19 protein-coding genes are annotated in these 21,802 nt (G+C 68.6%); 17 read left to right on the top strand and 2 right to left on the bottom strand.

Annotated elements, in window-relative coordinates:
* Window positions 1-148: 148 nt before the first annotated feature.
* The 17 genes from IBX18_RS23715 (at window position 149) to IBX18_RS23635 (ending at window position 19,685) form a co-directional block, all read left to right on the top strand.
* Window positions 149-2,554 (top strand): bifunctional (p)ppGpp synthetase/guanosine-3',5'-bis(diphosphate) 3'-pyrophosphohydrolase, encoded by a 2,406-nt coding sequence (locus IBX18_RS23715; protein WP_194835745.1) that lies wholly within the window; start codon window positions 149-151, stop codon window positions 2,552-2,554.
* 377 nt (window positions 2,555-2,931) lie between these two features.
* Complete coding sequence (locus IBX18_RS23710; protein ID WP_194835744.1) at window positions 2,932-4,560, top strand: cutinase family protein; 1,629 nt, start codon at window positions 2,932-2,934, stop codon at window positions 4,558-4,560.
* 57 nt (window positions 4,561-4,617) lie between these two features.
* Window positions 4,618-5,577 carry a hypothetical protein gene (locus tag IBX18_RS23705; RefSeq protein ID WP_135232105.1) on the top strand — a complete coding sequence of 320 codons (960 nt, stop codon included), beginning with the start codon at window positions 4,618-4,620 and terminating at the stop codon, window positions 5,575-5,577.
* Window positions 5,578-5,593: 16 nt separating this feature from the next.
* Window positions 5,594-6,472, top strand: a complete 879-nt coding sequence (locus tag IBX18_RS23700) for a hypothetical protein (RefSeq protein ID WP_194835743.1) — start codon at window positions 5,594-5,596, stop codon at window positions 6,470-6,472.
* A complete protein-coding gene (locus IBX18_RS23695) occupies window positions 6,469-7,134 on the top strand; it encodes a hypothetical protein (RefSeq protein WP_194835742.1) in 666 nt (221 codons plus the stop codon). Before IBX18_RS23700 ends, IBX18_RS23695 begins: the two co-directional genes overlap by 4 nt.
* A 51-nt stretch (window positions 7,135-7,185) precedes the next feature.
* Window positions 7,186-7,482, top strand: a complete 297-nt coding sequence (locus IBX18_RS23690) for a hypothetical protein (RefSeq protein ID WP_194835741.1) — start codon at window positions 7,186-7,188, stop codon at window positions 7,480-7,482.
* A gap of 8 nt (window positions 7,483-7,490) precedes the next feature.
* The gene (locus IBX18_RS23685; RefSeq protein WP_228541623.1) at window positions 7,491-7,769 is read left to right on the top strand and encodes a hypothetical protein; all 279 of its coding nucleotides are present in this window, start codon (window positions 7,491-7,493) and stop codon (window positions 7,767-7,769) included.
* Window positions 7,766-8,377: a hypothetical protein gene (locus IBX18_RS23680; protein ID WP_194835739.1), complete on the top strand. Its 612-nt coding sequence runs from the start codon at window positions 7,766-7,768 to the stop codon at window positions 8,375-8,377. Before IBX18_RS23685 ends, IBX18_RS23680 begins: the two co-directional genes overlap by 4 nt.
* Window positions 8,374-9,192, top strand: a complete 819-nt coding sequence (locus IBX18_RS23675) for a hypothetical protein (protein WP_194835738.1) — start codon at window positions 8,374-8,376, stop codon at window positions 9,190-9,192. The genes IBX18_RS23680 and IBX18_RS23675 overlap by 4 nt, the downstream gene beginning before the upstream one ends.
* Before the next feature lie 65 nt (window positions 9,193-9,257).
* Window positions 9,258-10,730 carry a hypothetical protein gene (locus IBX18_RS23670; protein ID WP_194835737.1) on the top strand — a complete coding sequence of 491 codons (1,473 nt, stop codon included), beginning with the start codon at window positions 9,258-9,260 and terminating at the stop codon, window positions 10,728-10,730.
* Complete coding sequence (locus IBX18_RS23665; RefSeq protein WP_370465349.1) at window positions 10,727-12,223, top strand: SCO6880 family protein; 1,497 nt, start codon at window positions 10,727-10,729, stop codon at window positions 12,221-12,223. Before IBX18_RS23670 ends, IBX18_RS23665 begins: the two co-directional genes overlap by 4 nt.
* A 7-nt stretch (window positions 12,224-12,230) precedes the next feature.
* Entirely contained in the window at window positions 12,231-14,594 is a 2,364-nt protein-coding gene (locus tag IBX18_RS23660) for a hypothetical protein (protein WP_228541622.1), read from the top strand.
* 55 nt (window positions 14,595-14,649) lie between these two features.
* Window positions 14,650-14,958 carry a transposase gene (locus tag IBX18_RS23655; RefSeq protein ID WP_135232097.1) on the top strand — a complete coding sequence of 103 codons (309 nt, stop codon included), beginning with the start codon at window positions 14,650-14,652 and terminating at the stop codon, window positions 14,956-14,958.
* A gap of 49 nt (window positions 14,959-15,007) precedes the next feature.
* Entirely contained in the window at window positions 15,008-16,690 is a 1,683-nt protein-coding gene (locus IBX18_RS23650; protein ID WP_194835736.1) for a peptidoglycan DD-metalloendopeptidase family protein, read from the top strand.
* Window positions 16,687-17,358: a hypothetical protein gene (locus IBX18_RS23645; RefSeq protein ID WP_306796373.1), complete on the top strand. Its 672-nt coding sequence runs from the start codon at window positions 16,687-16,689 to the stop codon at window positions 17,356-17,358. Before IBX18_RS23650 ends, IBX18_RS23645 begins: the two co-directional genes overlap by 4 nt.
* Window positions 17,359-17,395: 37 nt before the next feature.
* Complete coding sequence (locus IBX18_RS23640; RefSeq protein WP_194835735.1) at window positions 17,396-19,231, top strand: type IV secretory system conjugative DNA transfer family protein; 1,836 nt, start codon at window positions 17,396-17,398, stop codon at window positions 19,229-19,231.
* A gap of 67 nt (window positions 19,232-19,298) precedes the next feature.
* Window positions 19,299-19,685 (top strand): DUF4913 domain-containing protein, encoded by a 387-nt coding sequence (locus tag IBX18_RS23635; protein ID WP_223885542.1) that lies wholly within the window; start codon window positions 19,299-19,301, stop codon window positions 19,683-19,685.
* A gap of 111 nt (window positions 19,686-19,796) precedes the next feature.
* Here IBX18_RS23635 and IBX18_RS23630 read toward each other — a convergent pair whose 3' ends face one another.
* Both IBX18_RS23630 and IBX18_RS23625 read right to left on the bottom strand, forming a co-directional pair.
* Window positions 19,797-20,345 (bottom strand): hypothetical protein, encoded by a 549-nt coding sequence (locus IBX18_RS23630; protein ID WP_135232095.1) that lies wholly within the window; start codon window positions 20,343-20,345, stop codon window positions 19,797-19,799.
* A gap of 401 nt (window positions 20,346-20,746) precedes the next feature.
* A complete protein-coding gene (locus IBX18_RS23625; RefSeq protein ID WP_194835734.1) occupies window positions 20,747-21,625 on the bottom strand; it encodes a peptidylprolyl isomerase in 879 nt (292 codons plus the stop codon).
* Between the last annotated feature and the right edge of the window lie 177 nt (window positions 21,626-21,802).

The raw sequence follows: 21,802 nt of genomic DNA, 5'->3' as shown, positions 1-21,802 counted from the left end.
ACTAAAGTTGGTGGTCTGGGCGGTTGCAGCGGTCGGATAGGGTGGTCCGATCGAGGCACGCGGCGCGAACGTGCGGCCCGGAGGCGGCAGCCTGCGTATCCACGGAGGGTCCGGCAGCGCTGCGAGTTGGGCACTGAGAGGTGGTGGCATGACTCAGCACGTGGGCGAGGCGAATGTCGAGCAATCGGCAGGCGCCCCGCAGTCGAACGGTGCCGCCACCGGGGGAGAGCAGCCGAAGTCCGGCACCCCGGCCGCAACGCCGACCCCACCACGCCCGCCGGGCGCCTCGGCCGCCGTGCCCACCTCGGCCTCGCGCCGGGTGCGGGCCAGGCTTGCCCGCCGGATGACCGGTCAGCGCGGCATCGCCGCGGTGAAGCCGGTGCTGGAGCCGCTGGCCAGCGTGCACCGCGAGCTGTACCCGAAGGCCAACCTGACGCTGCTGCAGCGCGCGTTCGACGTGGCCGACGAGCGGCACAAGCACCAGTTCCGCAAGTCCGGCGATCCGTACATCACCCACCCGCTCGCGGTGGCCAACATCCTGGCCGAGCTCGGCATGGACACCACCACGCTGGTGGCCGCGCTGCTGCACGACACCGTCGAGGACACCGGCTACTCGCTCGAGCAGCTCACCCTGGACTTCGGCGCCGAGGTCGCGCACCTGGTCGACGGCGTCACCAAGCTGGACAAGGTCAATCTCGGCGCGGCCGCCGAGGCCGAGACCATCCGCAAGATGATCATCGCGATGGCGCGCGACCCGCGCGTGCTGGTGATCAAGGTCGCCGACCGGCTGCACAACATGCGCACCATGCGCTTCCTGCCGCCGGAGAAGCAGGCGAAGAAGGCCAAGGAGACGCTCGAAGTCATTGCGCCCCTTGCCCATCGGCTCGGCATGGCGACGGTCAAGTGGGAGCTCGAGGACCTCGCGTTCGCGATCCTGCACCCGAAGAAGTACGACGAGATCGTGCGGCTGGTCGCGGATCGCGCGCCGTCGCGCGACACCTACCTGGCGAAGGTGCGCGCGGAAATCGTGAATACCCTTGCGGCGTCGCGGATCAACGCGATCGTCGAGGGTCGGCCCAAGCACTACTGGTCGATCTACCAGAAGATGATCGTCAAGGGTAAGGACTTCGACGACATCCACGACCTGGTCGGCATCCGCATCCTCTGCGACGAGGTGCGCGACTGCTACGCGGCGGTCGGCGTGGTGCACTCGCTGTGGCAGCCGATGGCGGGCCGGTTCAAGGACTACATCGCCCAGCCGCGCTACGGCGTCTACCAGTCGCTGCACACCACGGTCGTCGGCCCGGACGGCAAGCCACTGGAAGTGCAGATCCGCACCCAGGACATGCACCGCACCGCCGAGTTCGGCATCGCCGCGCACTGGCGCTACAAGGAGACCCGCGGCAAGCACTCCAACGACTCGACCGAGGTCGACGACATGGCGTGGATGCGGCAGCTGCTCGATTGGCAGCGCGAGGCGGCCGACCCGGCGGAGTTCCTGGAGTCGCTGCGCTTCGACCTGAAGTCGCCGGAGATCTTCGTGTTCACCCCGAAGGGTGATGTGATCACGTTGCCACAGAAGTCGACACCGGTCGACTTCGCCTACGCGGTGCACACCGAGGTCGGGCACAAGTGCATCGGCGCCAGGGTGAACGGCCGCCTGGTCGCGCTGGAACGGCAGCTGGAGAACGGCGAGGTCGTCGAGGTGTTCACCTCGAAGGCGCAGAACGCCGGGCCGAGCCGCGACTGGCAGAACTTCGTGGTGTCCCCGCGCGCCAAGGCCAAGATCCGGCAGTGGTTCGCCAAGGAGCGCCGCGAGGAGGCGCTGGAGAACGGCAAGGAGCAGATCTCCAAGGAGGTCCGCCGCGTCGGTCTCCCGCTGCAGCGGCTGATGAGCGTCGACGCGATGACCGCGGTCGCGCACGAGCTGCACTACACCGATATCTCCACCCTGTACACCGCGGTCGGCGAGCATCAGGTCTCGGCGCACCACGTGGTGCAGCGACTGATGGCGCAGCTGGGCGGCATCGGTGACGTGGAGAACGAGCTGGCCGAGCGGTCCACCCCGTCGACCACGCCGAGCAGGCAGCGGACCACCGGCGACGCGGGTGTGCTGATTCCCGGCGCGTCGGGCACCGTGGCCAAGCTGGCCAAGTGCTGTACCCCGGTGCCCGGTGACGAGATCATGGGCTTCGTGACCCGCGGCGGCGCGGTGAGCGTGCACCGCACCGACTGCACCAATGCCGGGTCGTTGCAGGATCAGGCCGAGCGCATCATCGAAGTCTCCTGGGCGCCGTCCCCATCCTCGGTGTTCCTGGTCGCCATCCAGATCGAGGCGCTCGATCGCACCCGCCTGCTGTCCGACGTGACGAAGGTGCTGGCCGACGAGAAGGTGAACATCCTGTCCGCGTCGGTCGCCACCCACGGCGACCGGGTTGCGATCAGCAAGTTCACCTTCGAGATGGGCGATCCGAAGCACCTGGGACACCTGCTGAATGTGGTCCGGAATGTGGAAGGCGTCTACGACGTCTACCGCGTAACCTCCGCTGCCTGAATTAACCCCTAGCGAATACCCCTACCCGGTCACCTCCCCTTGACATGTCAATTGTCATGCGCCTGGCAACCTTCCGGCGAACGGCCAGCGACGCGGGAGATATCTGCACGAATGCTGAAGCCATCGGGCGAACGGAAGATGGAGTCCCGGTAGGGAATTCGCGTGACCGGTGGGTCGCCGAGTGGTTGCTCTCATTTTCAGACCGTCGGAAAGTTGCCGGAAGAGGTTGCTCGGCACGCGGGAATGTGTGAAACCCGTTTCGGCAGTTCGCGGAAAGTTTTCGGCGATGCCCCAGCAATAGCCGGAATCTGTTACGGTCTATTGCGTTTCATGGCGTTGAGGGTAACTGCGGCAACACGGATTGATTGCGGATCGCTATGACAAATTATTCGGCAAGACTCACGGTGGTGCTGACAGCACTCGCCGTGACCGTGGCTACGGCGGGTATCGCCGTGGCCGGTCCACCGAATCCCGCAGGCCCTTCGACCGATATCGCGCTCAGCGCGTGTCCGGCATTGTACGCCTTGGGAATTCAGGGCACAGGCGAATCGTCACCGGATGCGGCACCTGCTACCGACACCGGCATGCTGTCCACCGTCTTCCGGCCGATGCTGGCCAAGGCCAACGGCCCCGGACTGGTCGACCGGGCCTATGTGCCATACGAATCCGGCTTCGGCGGGGTGACCGGCGGCAGCGCGATGCCCTACGCCGAATCGGTCACCGGCGGGCTGGCCCGGCTGCGCACCATGGCCAAGGCCGTCGCCGACCGATGCGCGGAAACCCGGTTCGCGGTAGTCGGCTATTCGCAAGGCGCACACGTCGCCTCGATGTTCGCCCAGGAGATCGGCCAGGGGCAGGGGATACTCCCGGCCGAGAAGGTCGCGGCGGTCGCGTTGTTCGCCGATCCGACCCGCAACCCCGGCGCCGCGCTGTTCCCCGGCTCGCCGGGCAAGGCATCACCGGATCCGGCCCCCGGCACCGCGGGCGATCAGCTCGCCGGCATCGCCGCGCTACCGCAGCCGCCCGCTGCAGGCGGTGGCATCGGCCCCGACCGGGACCGGGCGGCCAACTTCGGTGCGCTCACCGGTCGCGTGGCCAGTTTCTGTGCGGCGGGCGATCTCGCCTGCGACGCACCGCAGGGCGCGCCGATCCTGAAGGCGGTCACCAACGTCGTCGGCCAGTCCAAGCTCAGCGGCGGCGACCCGATCGCCTCGCTGGTCTCCATCGCCCAGGCGCTGGCCTACACCTCGATCAAGACCGCGACCAAGGTGGTCAACGAGGACGTGCAGGGCAACTCGCTCGCCACCCTGGCCATCTCGCCCAAGAAGTCGATCTCCGAGCGTTTGGCCGACGCCGCCGACCCGCGTACCCCACTCGACCTTCCCAGCGCGCTACAGGCGCTGCTGAAGGTCGGCATGATCGGGTTGAACGCGGTCGTCACGGTGGTCAAAACGGTGCTCAACCCGTCGACCATCGCCGAACTGGCCACCGCGGGCCTGTCGAACCCGCCCGCCGCGCTGCTCTCGCTCGGCGCCAAGCTGGTCGGTGCGGTGACCCAGCTCGTCCCGCCGACCACCGGCGTCCGCTTGGTCAATCAGGCGTTCGACGCGGTGGTGCAGAACATCACCGACAACAGCGAATTGCTCAACACCGCCACCTGGGTGCGGTATTGGGACACGGTGCAGCGGCACGGTGCGTACAACACCGCGACGGTCGCTGCCAACGGCGACACGCCCACCACTTTCGTGGCCGACTGGCTCGCCGCCGTAGCGCGCGATATTGCCGGTGCATTCGGCATGAACAGCAGGCCACAGGGTGGAGCGGACAAGCCGCCCTCGGGATTCTTCGGCGAGCAATCCGGCGCGTCGACTACGCCGAATTCGTCCGGTACGGGACAATTTCCGTTCGGGACAGGAGCCGACGGCGCCTCATCCGGCGGCGCGACGTCGATTCCGCCCACCGTTCGACCCGGCACCGCCCACATCTACCCGTTCTCTACGAACTGATCGCCGAGAGGGTCCGACGATGCGGAACAATGCGCCTCGCTCAGCGGGAACGGGGGAATGTTGAAGTCGTACAAAGAGCTGTCCCGGTGGTACGCCGCGCTCGAGCCGGAGACGGCACCGGTGCCGCCCGGCGAACCGAGTTCGGAGCACCTGGACGAGGACGGGCCCGCCCGATATCCGCACTACATCCGCGAACCCGAGGTCCCCGACGACCTCCGTGCGCAGCGCAGCGAATTCACCGGCGGCTGGTCGGACTGGGTAGGCCGGGCACCCGGCCCGGATGACGACTACACCCCGCGCGACGCGGACCTGGTGCGTTTCCCCTGGCCCGACGACGACGATGACTACGACGACCACCTGGACGAGCCGCGACCGCGCTCGTCCAGTGCCTTGCGGCTGGAGGCCCGCGCCCGGCGCTCGCGCCGCAGCCGCGTGTTCGTGGTGCTGGTCATCGCAGTGCTACTGCTCGGCGCGGCTGCCGCAGGGGTGCTGTTCCTGCTGAACTCGTCCACCCACCGCGCCGCGACGCCGCGACTGCCCACCTCGTCGGCCTCGGTGCAGTTCACCATGGGCAGCGTGCAGGCGGGCGTGAGTACCGACAGCCTGCGCGGCCGCTCGCAGGCCGGGGTGAACACCAGCCGTCCGTCCGGCGCCTGCCCGACCGAGCGCGCCGCGGCGATCGTGCGTGCGGCCGAAAAGGGCGGCACCACTTCGGGTCCCGACGCCATCCTCGCGTTCCAGTACGCGTACTACGTGGAGCGCTCCGGCGAGCGGGTCCGCGAGGTCGTCGCCCCGGACGCCGCCGTATCGCCCGCCGCGACCATCCAGCGCGGTATCGACACGATCCCGGCGGGCACCGCGCACTGCGTGCGGATCGTGACCATCTCGGACAACCGGTACTCGGTGGAGGTCACCGAGTACCGCCCCGGCGGCGTGCCCGCCACGTACAACAAGCAGACGGTCACCACCGCGGTGATCGACGGTCGCACCCTGATCACGGGTATCGCGGCCGGATAGAGGAGAGCAGGAAGCGATGGGAGAGGACTGGAGCCGCTGGCTCGACGAGGCACCCGACCAGGGTGAACCGTCGGGCCGGCCCGTGCGCTCCAAGGCTCCGGTGGTGCGGTTGCGGCGCGGCAAGGGCGGCGGTTCCGGTGCGGAACAACCTTTGCAACGCCCCATCCTGGTGGTCGGTGGCTGCGGTGGTGCGGGCACCACCACGACGGTGCTGGGCATCGCGGGTGAACTCGGCATGGCGGGCACCCCGACGGTGGCCGTGGACGCGACCGCGGCGGGCAGCGACCTCGCGCTGCGCGGCGCGGACGAGCACTTACACCCGATCAGCCTGCAGTCCTGGCTGTACGGCCGCGGCGACGACGAACCGGCCCCGCTGAAGGAGTGCCTGTCCCGGGCGACCTCGGGCATCGGCCTGCTGTGGCGCGACGCCGCGCCGCTGCGCAGGCGGGCGACCTACCTCACGGTGGCGCGGGCGGTGTACGACGCGGGCTTCACGGCGGTCTACGACGGCGGCAGCCCGATTGCCGGACGGCAGCTGCGCCCGCTGCTCGATGACGCGGATGTTGCTCTGGTGCTTGCCATTCCGGCTCGCGCCGACGCCGCGAACCGGCTGCGGGTGACCCTGGAATGGCTCGACGACCAGTTCGGCGACTCGACCGAAGGGCAGGGCGGCGGCATCGTCGGCGACACCACAATCGTTGTCTCACACCAACATCCGGGCACCGAGTCGCGGGTTGCCGAGCATTTGCGCGAGCATCTGTCCGGCTGGGTGCGCGACATCAGGGAAATACCGTACGACCCCCACCTGGCCAGGGGCGAGCTGGTCCGCCACGCGTCGTTGGCCGCCGAGACGCGCCGGGCCTATGGGCGCCTGCTGACCGGGGTGGCATCATGACCGCCGCCATGAAATTTCGCCGTCACACCGAATCCGCACCCGCAGGCGTGGTCGCCCCGCCGGAGTCCCGGCGCGCACCGATCTGGGACCGTCCGGTGCCCGGCGTCGGCCGGGCCCCGCTGGTCTGGCTGCTGGGTGTGCACGGCGGTGCCGGAGCCAGTAGCCTCGCGCATGTGCTTGCGCCCGCGGCGGATTCGGGCCGCCGCTGGCCCGGCGTCTTCGACCGCGAGTCCCCCTTCGTCGTCCTGGTGGCCAGAGAGACCATCGCGGGCCTCACTCGCGCGCATGACCTACTGCGCCAACATCATTCGGGTTTCGCCGGGTCCTGCGAGGTGCTCGGGCTGATCACCGTCGCCGCGCGCCCCGGCCGGCTGCCCGCCGAGATCCGCCGCTACCGCGACGTGGTCGGCTCGCTGGCCGGTCAGCTGTGGCAGGTCCCGTGGTATGAGGAATGGACGCTGGTGGAACCGGAGAAGTTGCCGGTGTGGGCACCCGGTGACCCACTGCCACCGAAGAAACGCAAGATCGACCCGCTGGAGGAGGTACCGCTCGATGTCAGGGAGCTGGGCGCCGACATCGTCGCGGCGGCTCGAACGGCACTGGAGGAGGCAGCACTCGGCGATCCGGCGCGCGACCGGGCCAGAAAGCCACCCGATCAGTGAACGTACGCATCGAATCGGCGACTACCCCACTACTTTCGAGAAAGGCACCCGATGAGCATGATTCTCCTCGCCGTGCAGGACACGTACGGCACCGTACTCGCGCAGGTCGGTAACCCGACGCCCGAGGCGCCCCCCGGCTCCGAGAAGTTCCTGCTGCTCGTGCGCTATCTCACCTGGTTCGTCTTGTTGTCGGGTATCTGCGGGATCATCTACGCGGGCGGCAGGTTCGCCTGGGAGAAATGGACTGGCGGCGGGCTGGACTCGCCGAAGATGGTGGCAGGCGCCATGATCGGCGGCGTCGTCGCGACCAGCGCCGGCACCATCATGAACGCCGTTATTGGGACCTGATGTTCGCGATGTCTACCGTGCGAGTGTCGGCAGCGGAGCTGCTGGCGTACAAGCAGATGCCCTCGGAGGTACTGGAGCCGCTCATGCAGCTGCTGAACTGGCTGCTCTGGTTCGTCCTCCTGGTGTGTCTTGCGTGGTTGATCGTCTCCGCGGGCAAGCTGTGGCTGGAGTTGCGCAACGGCGACCTCGCGATGAACGATGCCTCGCACGGGGTATTGATGAGCCTGCTCGGGGCGATAGTGGCGAGCGCAGCGTCGGGGATCGCGCTGGCGTTCCTACCGACATGAACAGGCGCAGGGGGACCATGGGGGCGGCAGGCGCGGTCTTGCTGATCGCGGCGGCCGGTTGCGGCGGCACCGACGAGCCGGCCGGGCCGGATCTGTCGGCGGCACCGACCGGCGTGCGGTGGCAGCCGTTCCAGGGCGTACCGCTGCCGCACACCGAGCAGGGCCCGAAGTCGGTGGCCGACGGCGCCGCAACGGGTTTCGAGCATTCGCCGCGCGGTGCGGGCGTGGCCGCGATCCACCATGCGGTGCGGCTGGCCGTGGCCACCGACAGTCAGTGGGCGAAAGTGGCTGCGCGGGAAGTGGTTCCGGGACCGGCGAAGGACGAGTGGGCGATCAACCGGATCCAGCTGTCCATCACCGGGCCCGCCACCCCCGACTACGCGCCGCGGGTGCTCGGCTACCGGATCACCGGGTACACCGATCAGCGCAGCACCGTCGACGTGCACACCGAGTACTCCGATCGTTCGAAGGCGGTGAACCACACCACCGTCGAATGGGTCGGCCAGGACTGGTTGTTACGGCTGCCCGACCCGGGCTCTACCGCGAGACCGATCGACTCGATCGATGTAACACCTGATGGCACAGTGAAATTGGAGGCACCACAGTGACAGAGAAGGAGTCTTACGCGCGCGATCGCGTCTCCTTCGGTGCCGTCGCGTCCGCAGCCGTGCTGGCGCTCATCGTGATCGCGGGAATCGTCGTCTACATCAGCCGCGACGACGGCGGCAGCGCCGTGGGTAGCACCCCCGCGCCCGCCGAGGCCGCGGGCGGCACCGGCTTCGCCGCCCCCGAGGTCGACATCCTCGGCAGGCGCGTCGACGTGCCGAACAACCCTGCCGGGCAACCACTTCCGCAGGATCCCACGCGGCAGCGCAAGCCGTCCGACGGTGACTGGCTGACCCAGGCGCCCGAAGGCACCACCGGGCCGCGCGGCTGGCAGCGGGTGTACGGCGCCTCCGTGCCGTTCTCCACCTCGGATGGGCCCACCCGGATCGAAGACGGTCTGGCCGTTGGCTATTCGCACACGCCGCAGGGCGCGGTGCTGGCCGCGGCGCAGATCACCTACCGGCTCAACGCCCGTCCGGCCGATCGCGATCTGTACGTCACCCAGGTGCGCGTCTCCGCCCAGCAGATCGCCGCCTACGACAAGGCGCTCGCCAGCGACCGGCTGCCCGAACAGCAGCCCGAGCGGGTCACCAAATACTTCATCGCCTCGGACGCGTTCAAGGTCGATGACTACGCCGACGACCTGGCCATCGTCCGGCTCGCCTCGCGCGGGCCGGTGGTCGACGGCAAACAGTTATGGGCGGCGATCCGCCTGGTCATGGTCTGGGATGCCGGTGACTGGCGACTCAAGCCCTCGACGTCCAACTCCGCACAAACCGAGTACATCGAATCGCTGGGCGGGTGGACGAAATGGTGAGCACGATCGGAAAGGCTCGACGACAAATTGATGGCCGTCCTGCGGAGCAGCGAGGGGTGCACACAATGGTGAGGCGGATACTCACGATCTTCGCGGTCATCTTCACGGTGATGATGGCGACGCCGACCGTGGCCTACGGACAGCAGTACGGCTTCGACGAGACGTGCAACGAGATCCACGACACGCTCGACAATGTCGGCCTGCCCGGTATCTCGCTGGGCGACGCCGCCTCCGCCGCGTGCAAGGCGGGCAACGCCGCCTCGCATCCGGGTCAGGCGGCCACCGCGGTCAAGGACAAGGCGTGGGACTCGACCTTCGGCAAGGTGGTCGACTCGCTGATGAAGGGCCTCGGCGAGGCCATCATTCTGGCGCTGACCTTCTGGATGAAGGTGCCCAACGAGGCGGCCAGTGATTCGGGTTCGTTGTTCACGAAGATCAACGACTACACCTATCAAGCTCAGATATTGCTCTTGATAGCCTCGGTGATCCTGTCCGGCGCCCGACTGGCCGAGGCGAGACGCGGGGCCACGATGAACGAGGCCGCCGAATCGTTCCGCATGTTCGCCAGAGTGGTGTTCAGCTCCTGGATGCTCGGCGCGGTGATCGTCGCGGGCACCCAGGCCTCGGATCGCTTCTCCGAGTGGATCATCAACGACTCGACCAACGGCAACGCCAAGGACCTGGCCGAGCTGATGGTGAAAACCAGTAAGCTCCAGGCCTTCTCGCCGGGCTTGGTGCTGATCATCGCGGTCGTCGGCCTGCTCGGCGCGCTCGCGCAGATCGTGCTCGCCATCGTCCGGCAGGGGCTGCTGATCATCGCGGCCGGTGTACTGCCGTTGGCGGCGGCCGCGTCCGGGATGAATGTCGGAAAACAGTCCTACCAGAAGCTGATCGGCTGGATCATCGCTTTCATGCTGTACAAACCGGTGGCCGCGATCGTCTACATGATCGCGTTCACCACTGCGGGGCATGTGGATTCGATGACCCCGGTGAACAATCTGCCGGATGGTGAACAGGCGCAACGCATGCTGGTCGCCATCGTGCTGCTCTGCAGCGTCGCGTTTGTGCTGCCCGCGCTGATGCGATTGGTCACGCCCGCGGTCGCGATCGTCGGCAGCGGCGGCTCCGGTCTCACCGCGACCGGCGGCACCCTGCTCGCCGCCGGGGCACTTGGCGCCATGGGCACCAAAGCTGTTGGCGTCAAAGGCACTGCGGCCTCGGGCGCACCGGGCTACGTCGGCGGCAGCGGCACCGGTCCGCGCCCGCCGGGTGGCGCGGGTGGACGCGGCAGCGGCGCACCACGCCCGACCCCGCCACGCGGTGGTGGTGGCCCTGCCGGCGGTGCGGCACCGCGCGCCTCCGGGCCCGGCGGCGCGGCGGGAGTACCGTCCGGTGCTACACGTGCGGCGGGCCGGATCGGCGCGGCCCGCGCCGCGACGAGCAGCCTGAACCGTGCGGATCAGGCAATGGGTGATGTGGCCGGTGACCGTTGGGCGAATCGATCGCCCGACCTCGGGAGGAGCACCATTCCGCGATGACGATGACGACGAACGATACCTACGAGCGTCGCTCGTACGGGCTGTGGCAGAAGCCCCGCAGCGCAGGCCTTTTCGGGCTGCGCTGGGAAGAGACCGTGATCGGCTTCGTGGTGGTGATCACGGCACTGATCACCGCGATGGTCGGCGGCTTCAAATGGGGTCTGATCGTCGGCGTCACCGGCGTCGTGGTGATGGTTCCACTGGTGTGGCGGACGGGGGGCCGCTCGGGCTACGAGACGGGATTGATGATGTTCAACTGGATGCGCTCGCGCAAGCGCGGCGAGCACGTGTACCGGGGTGGCCGGTTTTCCCGGATCCCCGGCGGCGTCACCCGATTGCCGGGTCTGCTCGCGCCGTCGAAGCTGTACGAGGGCATCGACGCGGGCGGTTACAGCTTCGGCATGATCCACCTGCCGCAGTTCGCCCAGTACACCGTGGTGCTGCGGGCCTGGCCGCAAGGCCACGAGGCGGTCGACCAGCCGGTGATCGACCGCTGGGTGTCGGCGTGGGGCACCTTCCTCGCCTCGGTCGGCCAGACCAGCGACATCGTCGCGGTGGTGCCGGTGATCGATACCGTGCCGGAGACCGGAAACCGTTTGCTCACCGAGGTTTCCACCATCACCCGGCCGGACGCGCCGGAGCTGGCCCAGCAGGTGATGTACGAGCTCGCCACCGAGCTGCCGCAGGAGCGGGTGCAGCTGCTGCCCCGGGTGGCGATCACCTTCAAGGCCACCACCGCCGAGCGCCGCAAGAACCCCGCTGAGGAGGCGGTCGAGATCGGCCGTCGCCTGCCCGGCATCTGCGCGGCGCTCGCCGAGGCGGGCGTGCGTGCCCAGCCGATGTCGGCCGACGAGGTGATCTCGTTCATCCGGCGCAGCTACGACCCGGCCTCGCAGGCCGACTTGGAAGTCGCCGCAAGCGAACCCGACGGCCACGGCCTGGATTGGGCTGACGCGGGCCCGGTTTCGCACGACGAGAAGTGGGACCACCTGGTGCACGACGGTGGCCGCTCGGTCACCTGGGAGATGGACGCGGCGCCGGAGGGCGCGGTGGACGAGCGGGTGCTGCAACGGCTGCTCGCGCCCAATCCCGAAGTGCCGCGCAAGCGCATCGCGATCGTGTACCGGCCGCACTCGGCCGCCGACGCCGCCGAGATCGTCGACGACGATTTCAAGAACGCGCTGGTGGCCCAGCAGAGCGAGCGGGGCGTGGTCTCCGCGGCCGCGACCCTGCGAGTGGGCGCCACCCAGCAGGCCCGTGAGGAGCAAGCCCGGGGTCACGGTGTGACCCGCTTCGGGGCGTTGGTGACCATCACCGAGCCCCTGCGCGGCGATCTGCCGCGTATCGAAGCCATCACGCGCGACCTGTCGACGCAGGCGCGGTTGAAGATCCGGCGGTGCTACCGCTACCAGGCGGCGGCCTTCGCGGCCTCGCTCGGTTGCGGGGTGATCCTGCCGGAGCACGCGACTATTCCGAAGGCACTGGCGGGGTGATCGATTCATGGCACGTGACGAGTGGGGCGAGCGCCCACCGGCCGAGCGCAGGCGCCGTCCCGGCGTGCGGGAACGCTCCGGCATCGAGGAGATGCCGGACCGGCCACGGCGATTCGGCAGGGGCGCGGCGCGGGTGAGCGACGACCGATCGGGACTCGACGAGAAGTCCGAGCGCGAGCGCGCCAGGGCGGCGGCCGAGCGTCGGGCGCGGGCCGAGAGCGCCCACGCGGACGGGTCGCGTTCTGATCGGTCGCGCGCCGACGGCGATCGCGTGCGCGCCGACGGTGATCGGCCACGGCCCGACGGTGATCGGCCACGGGCCGAAACCGGCAGGGGCGAGCGCAGTTCGGATCGGGCACGCGGCGACGCGGCCAGGTCTGCGCGCGCTCGCGACGGTGCGGCCGAGCGACCCGCACGCACTCGCGACGGCGCGGCCGCGCGCGGCGACCGTCCGGCGCGTTCGGAGCAGCGCGGCCAGAAGGCGGATCCGCGCGCGCAGAAGGCGGCGCGCAACGGCAAGCCCGAGCGCGGTGTGCGAGATCGCAACGGCTCGCGGGCCGCGCGTAATCCACAGCGCCCCACCAAGACCGACTACACCGCCGACCGGGCCATGGGCACGCCGGTGATGGACAAGGCGGCGCTGCGCGCCAAGGCCAAGGCCGACCGGCGCAAGAACTCCGGCCCGCCGCTGCTCGACGAGCAGACCCGCGCCAAGCTGGAGATGATCGTCCGCGAGCAGACCGGCCTGCGGGCGGCCTTCGCGCAGTTCCGGATTCGCACCGACGACATCCGGCGCCGCAACTACGCCGCGCGCGCCGAGCAGGTCTTCGAGGACGGATTCGACCGCAGCACCGCCCAACTCACCGATCGCGGCTACGCCGGTGAGGGCGGCGGCCGGATGAACGTGGTCGGCCGCCCGGTCGAATACCGGGCCACCACAGCGCAGGTCGCCGGCCTGTGGCCCTGGTCGGTCGGTGCCGGTGCGCCGCTGATCGGCACCCCGCTGGGCTCGCATCTGCATACCGGCGCCCCGGTCTGCTTCGACCCGATGAACTGGTTCATGCGCGGCAGCTTCATCACCGCGCCGAGCCTTTTCGTGCTGGGACTCAACGGCTTCGGTAAGTCGTCGCTGGTGCGCCGGATCGTGCTCGGCGGTATCGCCCAGGGCATCACGCCGCTGATCCTGGCCGACGTCAAGCCGGACTATCGCAAGATGGTGGAGCTGGTCGGCGGCCAGGTGATCGACCTCGGTTACGGCCACGGCAAGCTCAACCCGCTCGCCGCGGGTGTGCTGGGCGCGGTGGTGCCGCGCCTGGATGACCACCCCGCCTTGCAGATTCAGGTGCTGCAGGACCTGCGGGCGCGCCAGGTGACCCTCATCGCGGGTCTGGTCGAACTGGTCCGCGGCGCCAGGGTGCGCGACTTCGAGGAGACGCTCATCGCCACCGCGCTGCGCATCCTCTACCAGCCGGGCAGTGGCTACACCCCGGACCAGCCGCCGATCATGGAGCACCTGCTCGAGGTGATCGTCGCGGGCGGCGAGGAATTGATGCTCGACGCGGGCGCCGACGACCCCAACGAGTATCAGAACGCGATCAAGAACCTGCGTCGCTCGTTGCGCGCGCTCACCCAGGGCCCGTTCGGCGCGATCTTCAACGGGCAGACCTCGGTGCCGATCGACACCAGTGCGGTCGCGGTCTGCATCGACGTCTCGCACATCCCGACCGGCGACAAGAAGCTCAAAGCCGCGGTGATGCTGGCCTGCTGGGCCGACGGGTTCGCCTCGGTCGAGGCCGCGCACGTGCTCTCCGACGCGGATCTCGGGCCGCAGCGCTACTTCCAGGTGGTGATGGACGAGCTGTGGCAGGTACTCGGCCTCGGCGACTTCATGGTCGACCGCGTCGACGAGCTCACCCGTCTGCAGCGTGGCATCGCCACCTCGCTGATCATGATCAGTCACACGATCAAGGATTTGCAGGCCCTGGGTTCGGAAGCCGCGATCGCCAAGGCGCTCGGCTTCCTGGAACGCGCGCGCGCCAAGATCTTCGGCGCGTTGCCCGGCGAGGAGGTCAAGCGGCTGGACAGCATCGTGCCGTTCACCTCCGCCGAGGAACAGATGGTGACCGGCTGGTCCGCGCCGCAGGCGTTGACCGGAGAGGCCCTCAAACCGGGCCAGCTGCGGCCGTCGCCGCCGGGCACCGGCAAGTTCCTGCTGAAGATCGGCGAGGATCGGCGCCCCGGCATTCCGTTCCACATGGAGTTCACGCTCTCGGAGAAGGAGAGCGGTATTCACGACACCAACCAGCGGTTCAGCGAATTCACCGAATCGACTGCCCGAGGGACGGATTCGCCGAGCGGGAGCGCCGCATGACAGATCAGCCGAGATCCGGTTTACCGAGGCACCTGCCCACCAGGAGGTGCGTCGGATGATGCCACACCGCTCCTATCGCCGGGTGTCGCCCGAGGTGCGTCAGGCCGCTGTTCAGCAGGTCGTCGCGCTCACCGGGCAGATGCGCAGTGAGTCGGAAGCCTGTCGCGTGGTCGCCGAACAGATCGGCGTGCATACGAACTCGGTGCGCAACTGGGTGCGCGCGGCCGAGGGCCCCAGCCTGGAGCGCTTGGACGCGTCCGCGCTGCGCCGCAAAGTGGCGCTGCTGCAACAACAATTGGCGGCCGCCGCGGAGATGAACCGCACCCTGGCCGACACCCTCAACGAATCCCGGCGCGGGCAGTGAACCTTGCGCTGCCGCGCCGGCGTGGAGGGCCGGGCCCGGCGAGGCCGCGGTGACCGGGAAGGGGCTGCTGTGGGGAGCCCTGATCGCAGTGCTCGGGTTGATGACCCTCGTGGTGGTCATCGTGCTGCCCTCGGCCGACGACCCGTGCGAGGGCGCGTTGATCCTCGGCACCCAATCGAATCTGCCGCCGCTGGGTGGCTACGCGCCGGGTGATCCGCGCGCGAATCCCTCAGGTACCCAGGCGAATCCCGCCGCAGCGGCGCCGCCGTCGGGGACTCAGAACCCGACCAGCTCGGGCGCGCCGTCGCTGGCCGCCGGTGCCGGACCGATCCGGCGCACCCTGCCGCTGGCCACCGGGACCTTCACGGTGTCGGACGTTTTCGGCGCGCGCGGCGGCAAGCACCTCGGCATCGACCTGGCCGCCACCGACGGCACCACCATCTACTCGGTGTCCGACGGCCGGGTGGTAGCCGCCGGGCCCGCATCGGGTTTCGGCAACTGGATCGTCGTCGACTCGATCGACACCAACGGCCGCGCGTACTCCGCCGTCTACGGCCACATGTGGGACTCCGGCGTGCACGTGCGCGTCGGCGACACGGTGACCGCGGGCCAGCCGATCGCCCAGGTCGGCTCCGCGGGCGAATCCAGCGGCCCGCACCTGCATTTCGAGATCGTCCCCGGCGGCCGGTTCACCGGCGGCCGCCAGATCGACCCGCTGCCTTGGCTGGACGGCGCGCCGACCCCGGATGTCGGTGGCGCGCAGGCCTTTTCCAACGATCCGCGCTGCACCCGTGGTTTCGGCAGCGCGGGCGGCGCGCTGGCCGCGGGCAAGGTGCCGCCGGAGCTCGAAATCTGGTATCGCCGTGCGGGTTCCATCTGCCCGCAGATCACCCCGTCGCTGCTCGCCGCGCAGGGCAAGCAGGAGTCCGGCTTCCGCCGCGGCGCCACCTCGCCCGCCGGCGCGCAGGGTCTGGCCCAGTTCCTGCCGACCACCGCGGTCAGCGTCAACCCGGACGACGGTCAGCCCTATGTGATCGACGCCGACGGCAACGGCAGCGCGAGCGTGTGGGACGACGGTGACGCGATCATCGGGCAGGGCCGCTATATGTGCGCCATTGCCAACAAGATCACGCAGTGGCAGGCCGAGGGCAAGGTGCAGGGCGACATCACCGCCTTGTCGCTGGCCGCCTACAACGCCGGTGAGGGCGCGGTGCTCGCGTCCGGCGGCATGCCGAATCGGGTTGCGGCGCACCTGTCCGAGACCCAGCCCTACGTGGCGAACATTCTCGCGATGGAGGCGCAGTACCGCGCGCCGGGCGCGCTCGGCCGGTTCGCACCCGAGGAGGGCGGCGGCGGCAGTCAGATCGTCGAGGCCGCGCACGACTGGCTCGGCACCCCGTACGTGTGGGGTGGCGGTGGCCCGCAGGGGCCCAGCGGTGGCGGACTGGACGGTCCGGGCTTGACCGCCGCCGCGGTATTCGCTGCCTCGTCCGGCTCGGTGACCTTGCCGCGCACCGCGGAACAGCAGTGGGAGGCGGGTGTCGAGGTGCCGATGAGCAAGATTCAGGAGGGGGATCTGGTGTTCAGCTCGTTCGGTCCGCGCGGACCCGCACAGGTGGGCATCTACTCCGGCAATGGACGGATGATCCAGGCCGTGCCGGGCACGCGTGGCGGCGGCGGTGTCGGCGAGGTGCAGGTGCCGGGGGACAGCCGGGCGAGGAGGGTGTTGTGATCGCGGGCAACGAATCCGAACACGCGACCTCGGGACTGCCGAAGTATCGGTCGATGCGGTTAGCCTGGAATAACAGCGGTGGGAGCGGCGAACCCCGCCGCATATCGGACACGGCACAGGTACGCGCGAAACTGGTGGTGATGCTGGTGGTGAGCGTCGCGATGCTGGGCGCGGCCTGTGGTCGCGGAGACGGTGCGGACACCGGATCCGGTGGCGCGCCCCCGGCTACGTCAACGACCCGGTTGCTCGAGGGCGTGCCCGCCCCCGATCCGGTCACGCCCGACGGTGTCGCGGTGGCCGCGCTGAAGGAGATCTACACCTGGCAGCCGGCCACCGAAGCCCAGGGCGCATCGCTCACGCGTGCCCGGAAGTGGTTGGGCCCCAGCCTGGTTCGCATGCTGGACGGCTCGCCGACCGGCCTGGAGACGCCGCGGACCACGTTGCAGTGGGCGGACTGGGCCGCCGCGAAGGCGCGCGTGGAGGCGTTCACCTTCGCCTCCGGGGAGAAGCCGCCCAGCGGCGGCGACCCGAACATGCAGCAGTTCAAGATCGGCATCGAGCAGACCGTCGTCTACCCGAACGGCCGCAAGGAGACGTTGCCGCCCGCGACGGTGATCGCCACCGTGGTGCGCACGCCCGAAGGCTGGCGGCTCGACGCGTTCCGCTGAACCCCAAGACATTTCCGCAGAGAAAGAGGAGGCAGCCATGGCGAAGAAGCCGGTAAAAGATCCGGCCGCGATCGGGCCGGACGCAACCCTCATTTTGCTATACGCCGGGTTCGCGATCCTCGGAACGCTCTGGCTGTCGCTGCATCTGGGCAACATGCTGTCGTTCCCGACGCAGTCGATCCCGATCAATCCGATTGCCATCGTCGCGGACCTGATCAGAGGTGATCTGCGATGGCCGCGCGCGTCTACGGTGATCGTGCTGATCGTGGTTGCGGCGGTGGTGGCGTGGGTGCTCATCCGCAAGCAGCTGAAGAAGCGCAGGTCCGTCGGTGTGCTGCCGGTCGACGAGAAGGCCAATGTGATGGGCCAGGGCGGTGCCATCGCCCATCTCACCGGCAAGGGTGTGCGGGAGAAGGCGCAGCAGCTCGGCGTGCGCCTGGGCACTGAGGACGTGCCCGGCGTGCCGATCGGCATCGGCATCGCCGACGGCCAGATGCTGTACGGCTCCTACGAGGATCTGCACCTCGACATCTGGGGCCCGCGGCAGGGCAAGTCGACCTCCCGGGTGATCCCGGCGATCCTCACCGCCATCGGGCCGGTGCTGGCCACCTCCAACAAGCGGGACGTGGTGGACGCGACCCGAGATGTGCGGGAGGCCAAGGGAAGTCCCACCTTCGTGTTCGACCCGCAGGGTGTGGCGGGGGAGGAGCCCAGCTGGTTCTGGGATCCGCTGGCCTGGGTGGACGCCCGCCGCGAGGGCTGCGAGATGCGGGCGGCGCGACTGGCCGGGCACTTCGCCGACGGTGACGACGGCTCCGACGCCAAGACCGACGCGTTCTTCGACCCCGAGGCCGAGGACCTGCTGGCCGGGCTGTTCCTGGCCGCGGCGGTCGGTGACCGCAACGGCAGCAGGCCGATCGTGCAGGTGTGGGAATGGGTGACCAACCCGCAGGACACCGAGCCCATCGAGCTGTTGCGCGCGGCCCGTCATCACTACACCGCGTCGGGTCTGTCGTCGCAGTACAACACCGACGCCCGTACGCGCAGTGGCATTTTCGGCACCGCGAAGAAGATGATCCGCTGCCTCAAGCTGTCCAACGTGCACCCGTGGATCACCCGCGGCGGTGACCGCAGGGAGTTCGACGAGCTCGAGTTCATCGAACGCAATGGCACCCTCTACAGCCTCTCGCTGGAGGGTCGCGGCTCGGCGGCGCCGCTGGTGAGTGCGCTGACCGAGGCCGTGATCGATGTGGCCATGCGCAAGGCGTCGCAGTCCGCCGGTGGCCGGCTGGCCATTCCGCTGCTCGCGGTGCTCGACGAGGCCGCGAACGTGGTGCGCTGGAAGGATCTGCCCAAGCAGTACAGCCACTTCGGCTCGCGCGGCATCGTGGTGATGACCGTGCTGCAGTCGTGGGCGCAGGGCGTGCGCTGCTGGGGTGAGCCCGGCATGAACGCGCTGTGGGCCGCCGCGAACATCAAGGTGCTCGGCAGCGGGGTGGACGATACGAACTTCCTGCGCGAGCGTTCCGAGGCGATCGGCGACTACGAGGTCGTGTCCGCCTCGGTGTCGGAATCCAAAGGCGGCAAGAGCTATTCGCGTTCGCTCGGGTCGTCGAAGACGTTCAGCGTGCAGGCCTTGGCCCAGTTGCCGCGCGGCCGGGTGATCGTCTTCCCGTCCGGCGCGCCGCCGGTACTGGTTCGTACGGTTCCGTGGTGGGAGGGCGAGTACGCTGCCGAGGTGAAGCAGTCCATCTCACACCATGATCCGCAGCGTAAGACGGAGATCACCGACCTGATTCCGGGCACGCCGTCGCTCAGCAAGGGCACGCCGCCGCCGGAGTTCGGGAAGATCGAGGAGGTCAGGCCCCTGTGAGCGAGCGCAGCGAGCGAGCCTCGGACGCAGCACTTTCGGTGACGACGCGCGCCGGTGAGGCGCGGCCGTGACGGAACAGCAGCAGCAGCCGATGATCTACGCGAGCGTGGTCGAGTTCGTGGAGAACTATCTGAGTCTGGTGTACCGGCGTCAGGTCACCGATCTCAGCGACACGGTGTGGTGCCCGGAGTGGTGGCAGCATGCCGAGGCGATCGCCCGCCTGGACGCGATGTGGCGGGCGTGGGAGCACTTCCGGCTCGACGGGGCAACGGGATTGAGCGTGTGGTTCCTCGATCACGCCGATCCGCACATGGCGAAGCTGTTCGACCCGAAGGGGCCGTTCAAGTACTGCAGTGTGCGTAACGGGCACAAGGACATGCTCAGTCCGTTGCCGTTGAAGTCGCCGCAGCACGGGATGTTCGGTGATCCGACGATCGGTGATTTCCGGATGTAGGTGTCCGGGCAGGGCATCGGATGAGCCCGCGTGAGCAAAGCGATCCGGTGCGGAAGTGACGTAGCGCGAAAAAGAAACGCCCGCTTGATAAGCGGGCGTTTTCTCGGCTGTCTACCTGGTGCGTTCCAGGCCGCGGGATTCCTGTTCCCTGGCCCTGGTGACCGCGGGTGCTTCCTCGGGGCGGGTGCGTACCGCCTCGATGGGGGGCTGGGCCTGGCCTACCTCGATCAGCATCCGTACCGCGGCGAGTTCGGGCGCGACGCCCATCTTCGCCAGATGCGCGGCGATTGCCATGCGACGTTCGGGCGAGTCGTACTGCAGGACCGGCTTGGCGTGCGCGGCGGCGATGCCCGCCATGCGGGTGGCCTCGGCCTGCGCCGTGAAGCGATCCTTCTCCAGCGAGACACCGCGCTCGGGGATCGGCTTCTCGATCATCCTGGCCAGCTCGGTGTTGCGCGGGTCCTTGGCCTTCGAGTCGCGGGCCTCGCGGATCTGCATCTCGCGGGCCTCTTTCATGCGAGCCTCAGTGACCTTGACGCGCGCTTCGGCTTCTTTTTGACCACGCTCGCGGGTCCGCAGTGCGACCAGTGTCGCAAGCTGCAACATAGTCCTCATCATGGCCGCTGTCTCGCGGCCGATGTCGTCCAGTTCCTCGGACATGGCTGCTCCCCGATGCTGCAGTGATCACATTATGGTTGTTGTGGTGCGTTGTCTGGACACCGCCACGCGAACTGTAGTCCGTGGAGGATGCCCCGGCTGCAAACTTGGACACCGGGAGAACTCCGTGTCGTCGCGCGCCCTTGCTCGGGGGTCGCCCAGGTGAAGGGGTTACTACGCTACGGGAACTCCTTCTTTCGAGGTTACCCGAGAAAGCCACGGCCCAACCGTACGGCTGTGCCGCTTATCAGCATATATCGCACAATTCCGACAGGCTCGGGAACTCGCCGGAGTATCTCCGGTCTGAGCCAACCCTAACCGAAGTATTAGGGTCGCCTTCCTCGCCGCGACACGTGTCGGGCCCCGCACTCGGTCAAGTGCAGGGCCCGAACGGGTTTCGCGATTCAGTCGACGCGGACCGACTCGATGGTGACCGGCTGACTCGGCTTGCCGTCGCCGGGACCGTTGGAGTCGTCCTGGCCACCCTTGGCGATCTTGTCCAGGGTGCCCATGCTGTTCTCGTCCACCGTGCCGAAGATGGTGTAGTTCGGCGGCAGCTGCGAATCGCCGTAGACGACGAAGAACTGGCTGCCATTGGTGCCAGGGCCCGCGTTCGCCATGGCGAGCACGCCACGCTTGTACGCGATCGGTTTCTGCGCGGCCATCGGATCGTTGGCATCGAGCTGATCCGTCGGGTACTCGTTGTCGAATTCGTAGCCGGGACCGCCCATGCCGCTGCCGGTCGGGTCACCGCACTGCAGCACCTTCAGACCCTCGCCTGCGGTCATCCGGTGGCAGCTGGTGCCGTCGAAGAAGTTCTGCGACGCCAGGCTGACGAAACTGTTCACCGTGCAGGGTGATTCGGCGTTGTTCAGGGTCAGGCCGATGGGACCCTGGTTGGTCTCCATGCTGACGCTGACCTTCGCGTCGTTGCCGGTGGTGGGGATGCCCTCCGCCTTCACCGGCTTGGTCGCCGGCTTGTCCGCCGGTTTCTGACTGTCCTTGTAGAGGCAGTTGACCGTCGCGGGCTTGGCCACCGCCGCGGGCGGTGCGGCCGCCGACGGCGCGCTGCTGGACTGGGTCGCATCCTTGGCGTCGTTGCTGCTGTCGTCGCTCTTGGTCAGGAAGTACACCCCGGTTACCGCGGCGACCACGACGACAACACCGAGCACCGACCCGGCGATCGTGAGTTGCTTGCGCCTGCGTGCGCGCTCGGCCCGGTTGGCGAGCTGGCGCTCCAACTTACGTTTCGCCGCTGCTCGCCGCTGTTCGTTGCTCGGCACTACCACGTTCCTCCCGTGTCCGGTTGTTACGGCATGAGAGTCTGCCATTTATTCCTGAGACTGCCCGACACTTCCCGAGTGCGGTGCGCCTCACAGGTAGTCGGAATCGCGCATAACGGGCACGAACGGGTCCATGACAGGAGGTAGGCGTAACCAGTTGGACTTGCGGGGGCGTGG

The sequence above is a fragment of the Nocardia sp. XZ_19_369 genome (genome assembly GCF_015355715.1).
Classification (GTDB): domain Bacteria; phylum Actinomycetota; class Actinomycetes; order Mycobacteriales; family Mycobacteriaceae; genus Nocardia.
The sequence above is the reverse complement of the archived record's forward strand: the minus strand, read 5'-3'. Positions and strand labels throughout refer to the sequence as shown.

Bases quoted from the DNA above. Each gene is read 5' to 3' on its own strand.
- IBX18_RS23715 (WP_194835745.1), top strand. From the start codon at position 149: ATGACTCAGCACGTGGGCGAGGCGAATGTCGAGCAATCGGCAGGCGCC.
- IBX18_RS23710 (WP_194835744.1), top strand. From the start codon at position 2,932: ATGACAAATTATTCGGCAAGACTCACGGTGGTGCTGACAGCACTCGCC.
- IBX18_RS23705 (WP_135232105.1), top strand. From the start codon at position 4,618: ATGTTGAAGTCGTACAAAGAGCTGTCCCGGTGGTACGCCGCGCTCGAG.
- IBX18_RS23700 (WP_194835743.1), top strand. From the start codon at position 5,594: ATGGGAGAGGACTGGAGCCGCTGGCTCGACGAGGCACCCGACCAGGGT.
- IBX18_RS23695 (WP_194835742.1), top strand. From the start codon at position 6,469: ATGACCGCCGCCATGAAATTTCGCCGTCACACCGAATCCGCACCCGCA.
- IBX18_RS23690 (WP_194835741.1), top strand. From the start codon at position 7,186: ATGAGCATGATTCTCCTCGCCGTGCAGGACACGTACGGCACCGTACTC.
- IBX18_RS23685 (WP_228541623.1), top strand. From the start codon at position 7,491: ATGTCTACCGTGCGAGTGTCGGCAGCGGAGCTGCTGGCGTACAAGCAG.
- IBX18_RS23680 (WP_194835739.1), top strand. From the start codon at position 7,766: ATGAACAGGCGCAGGGGGACCATGGGGGCGGCAGGCGCGGTCTTGCTG.
- IBX18_RS23670 (WP_194835737.1), top strand. From the start codon at position 9,258: ATGGTGAGGCGGATACTCACGATCTTCGCGGTCATCTTCACGGTGATG.
- IBX18_RS23665 (WP_370465349.1), top strand. From the start codon at position 10,727: ATGACGATGACGACGAACGATACCTACGAGCGTCGCTCGTACGGGCTG.
- IBX18_RS23660 (WP_228541622.1), top strand. From the start codon at position 12,231: ATGGCACGTGACGAGTGGGGCGAGCGCCCACCGGCCGAGCGCAGGCGC.
- IBX18_RS23655 (WP_135232097.1), top strand. From the start codon at position 14,650: ATGATGCCACACCGCTCCTATCGCCGGGTGTCGCCCGAGGTGCGTCAG.
- IBX18_RS23640 (WP_194835735.1), top strand. From the start codon at position 17,396: ATGGCGAAGAAGCCGGTAAAAGATCCGGCCGCGATCGGGCCGGACGCA.
- IBX18_RS23630 (WP_135232095.1), bottom strand. From the start codon at position 20,345: ATGTCCGAGGAACTGGACGACATCGGCCGCGAGACAGCGGCCATGATG.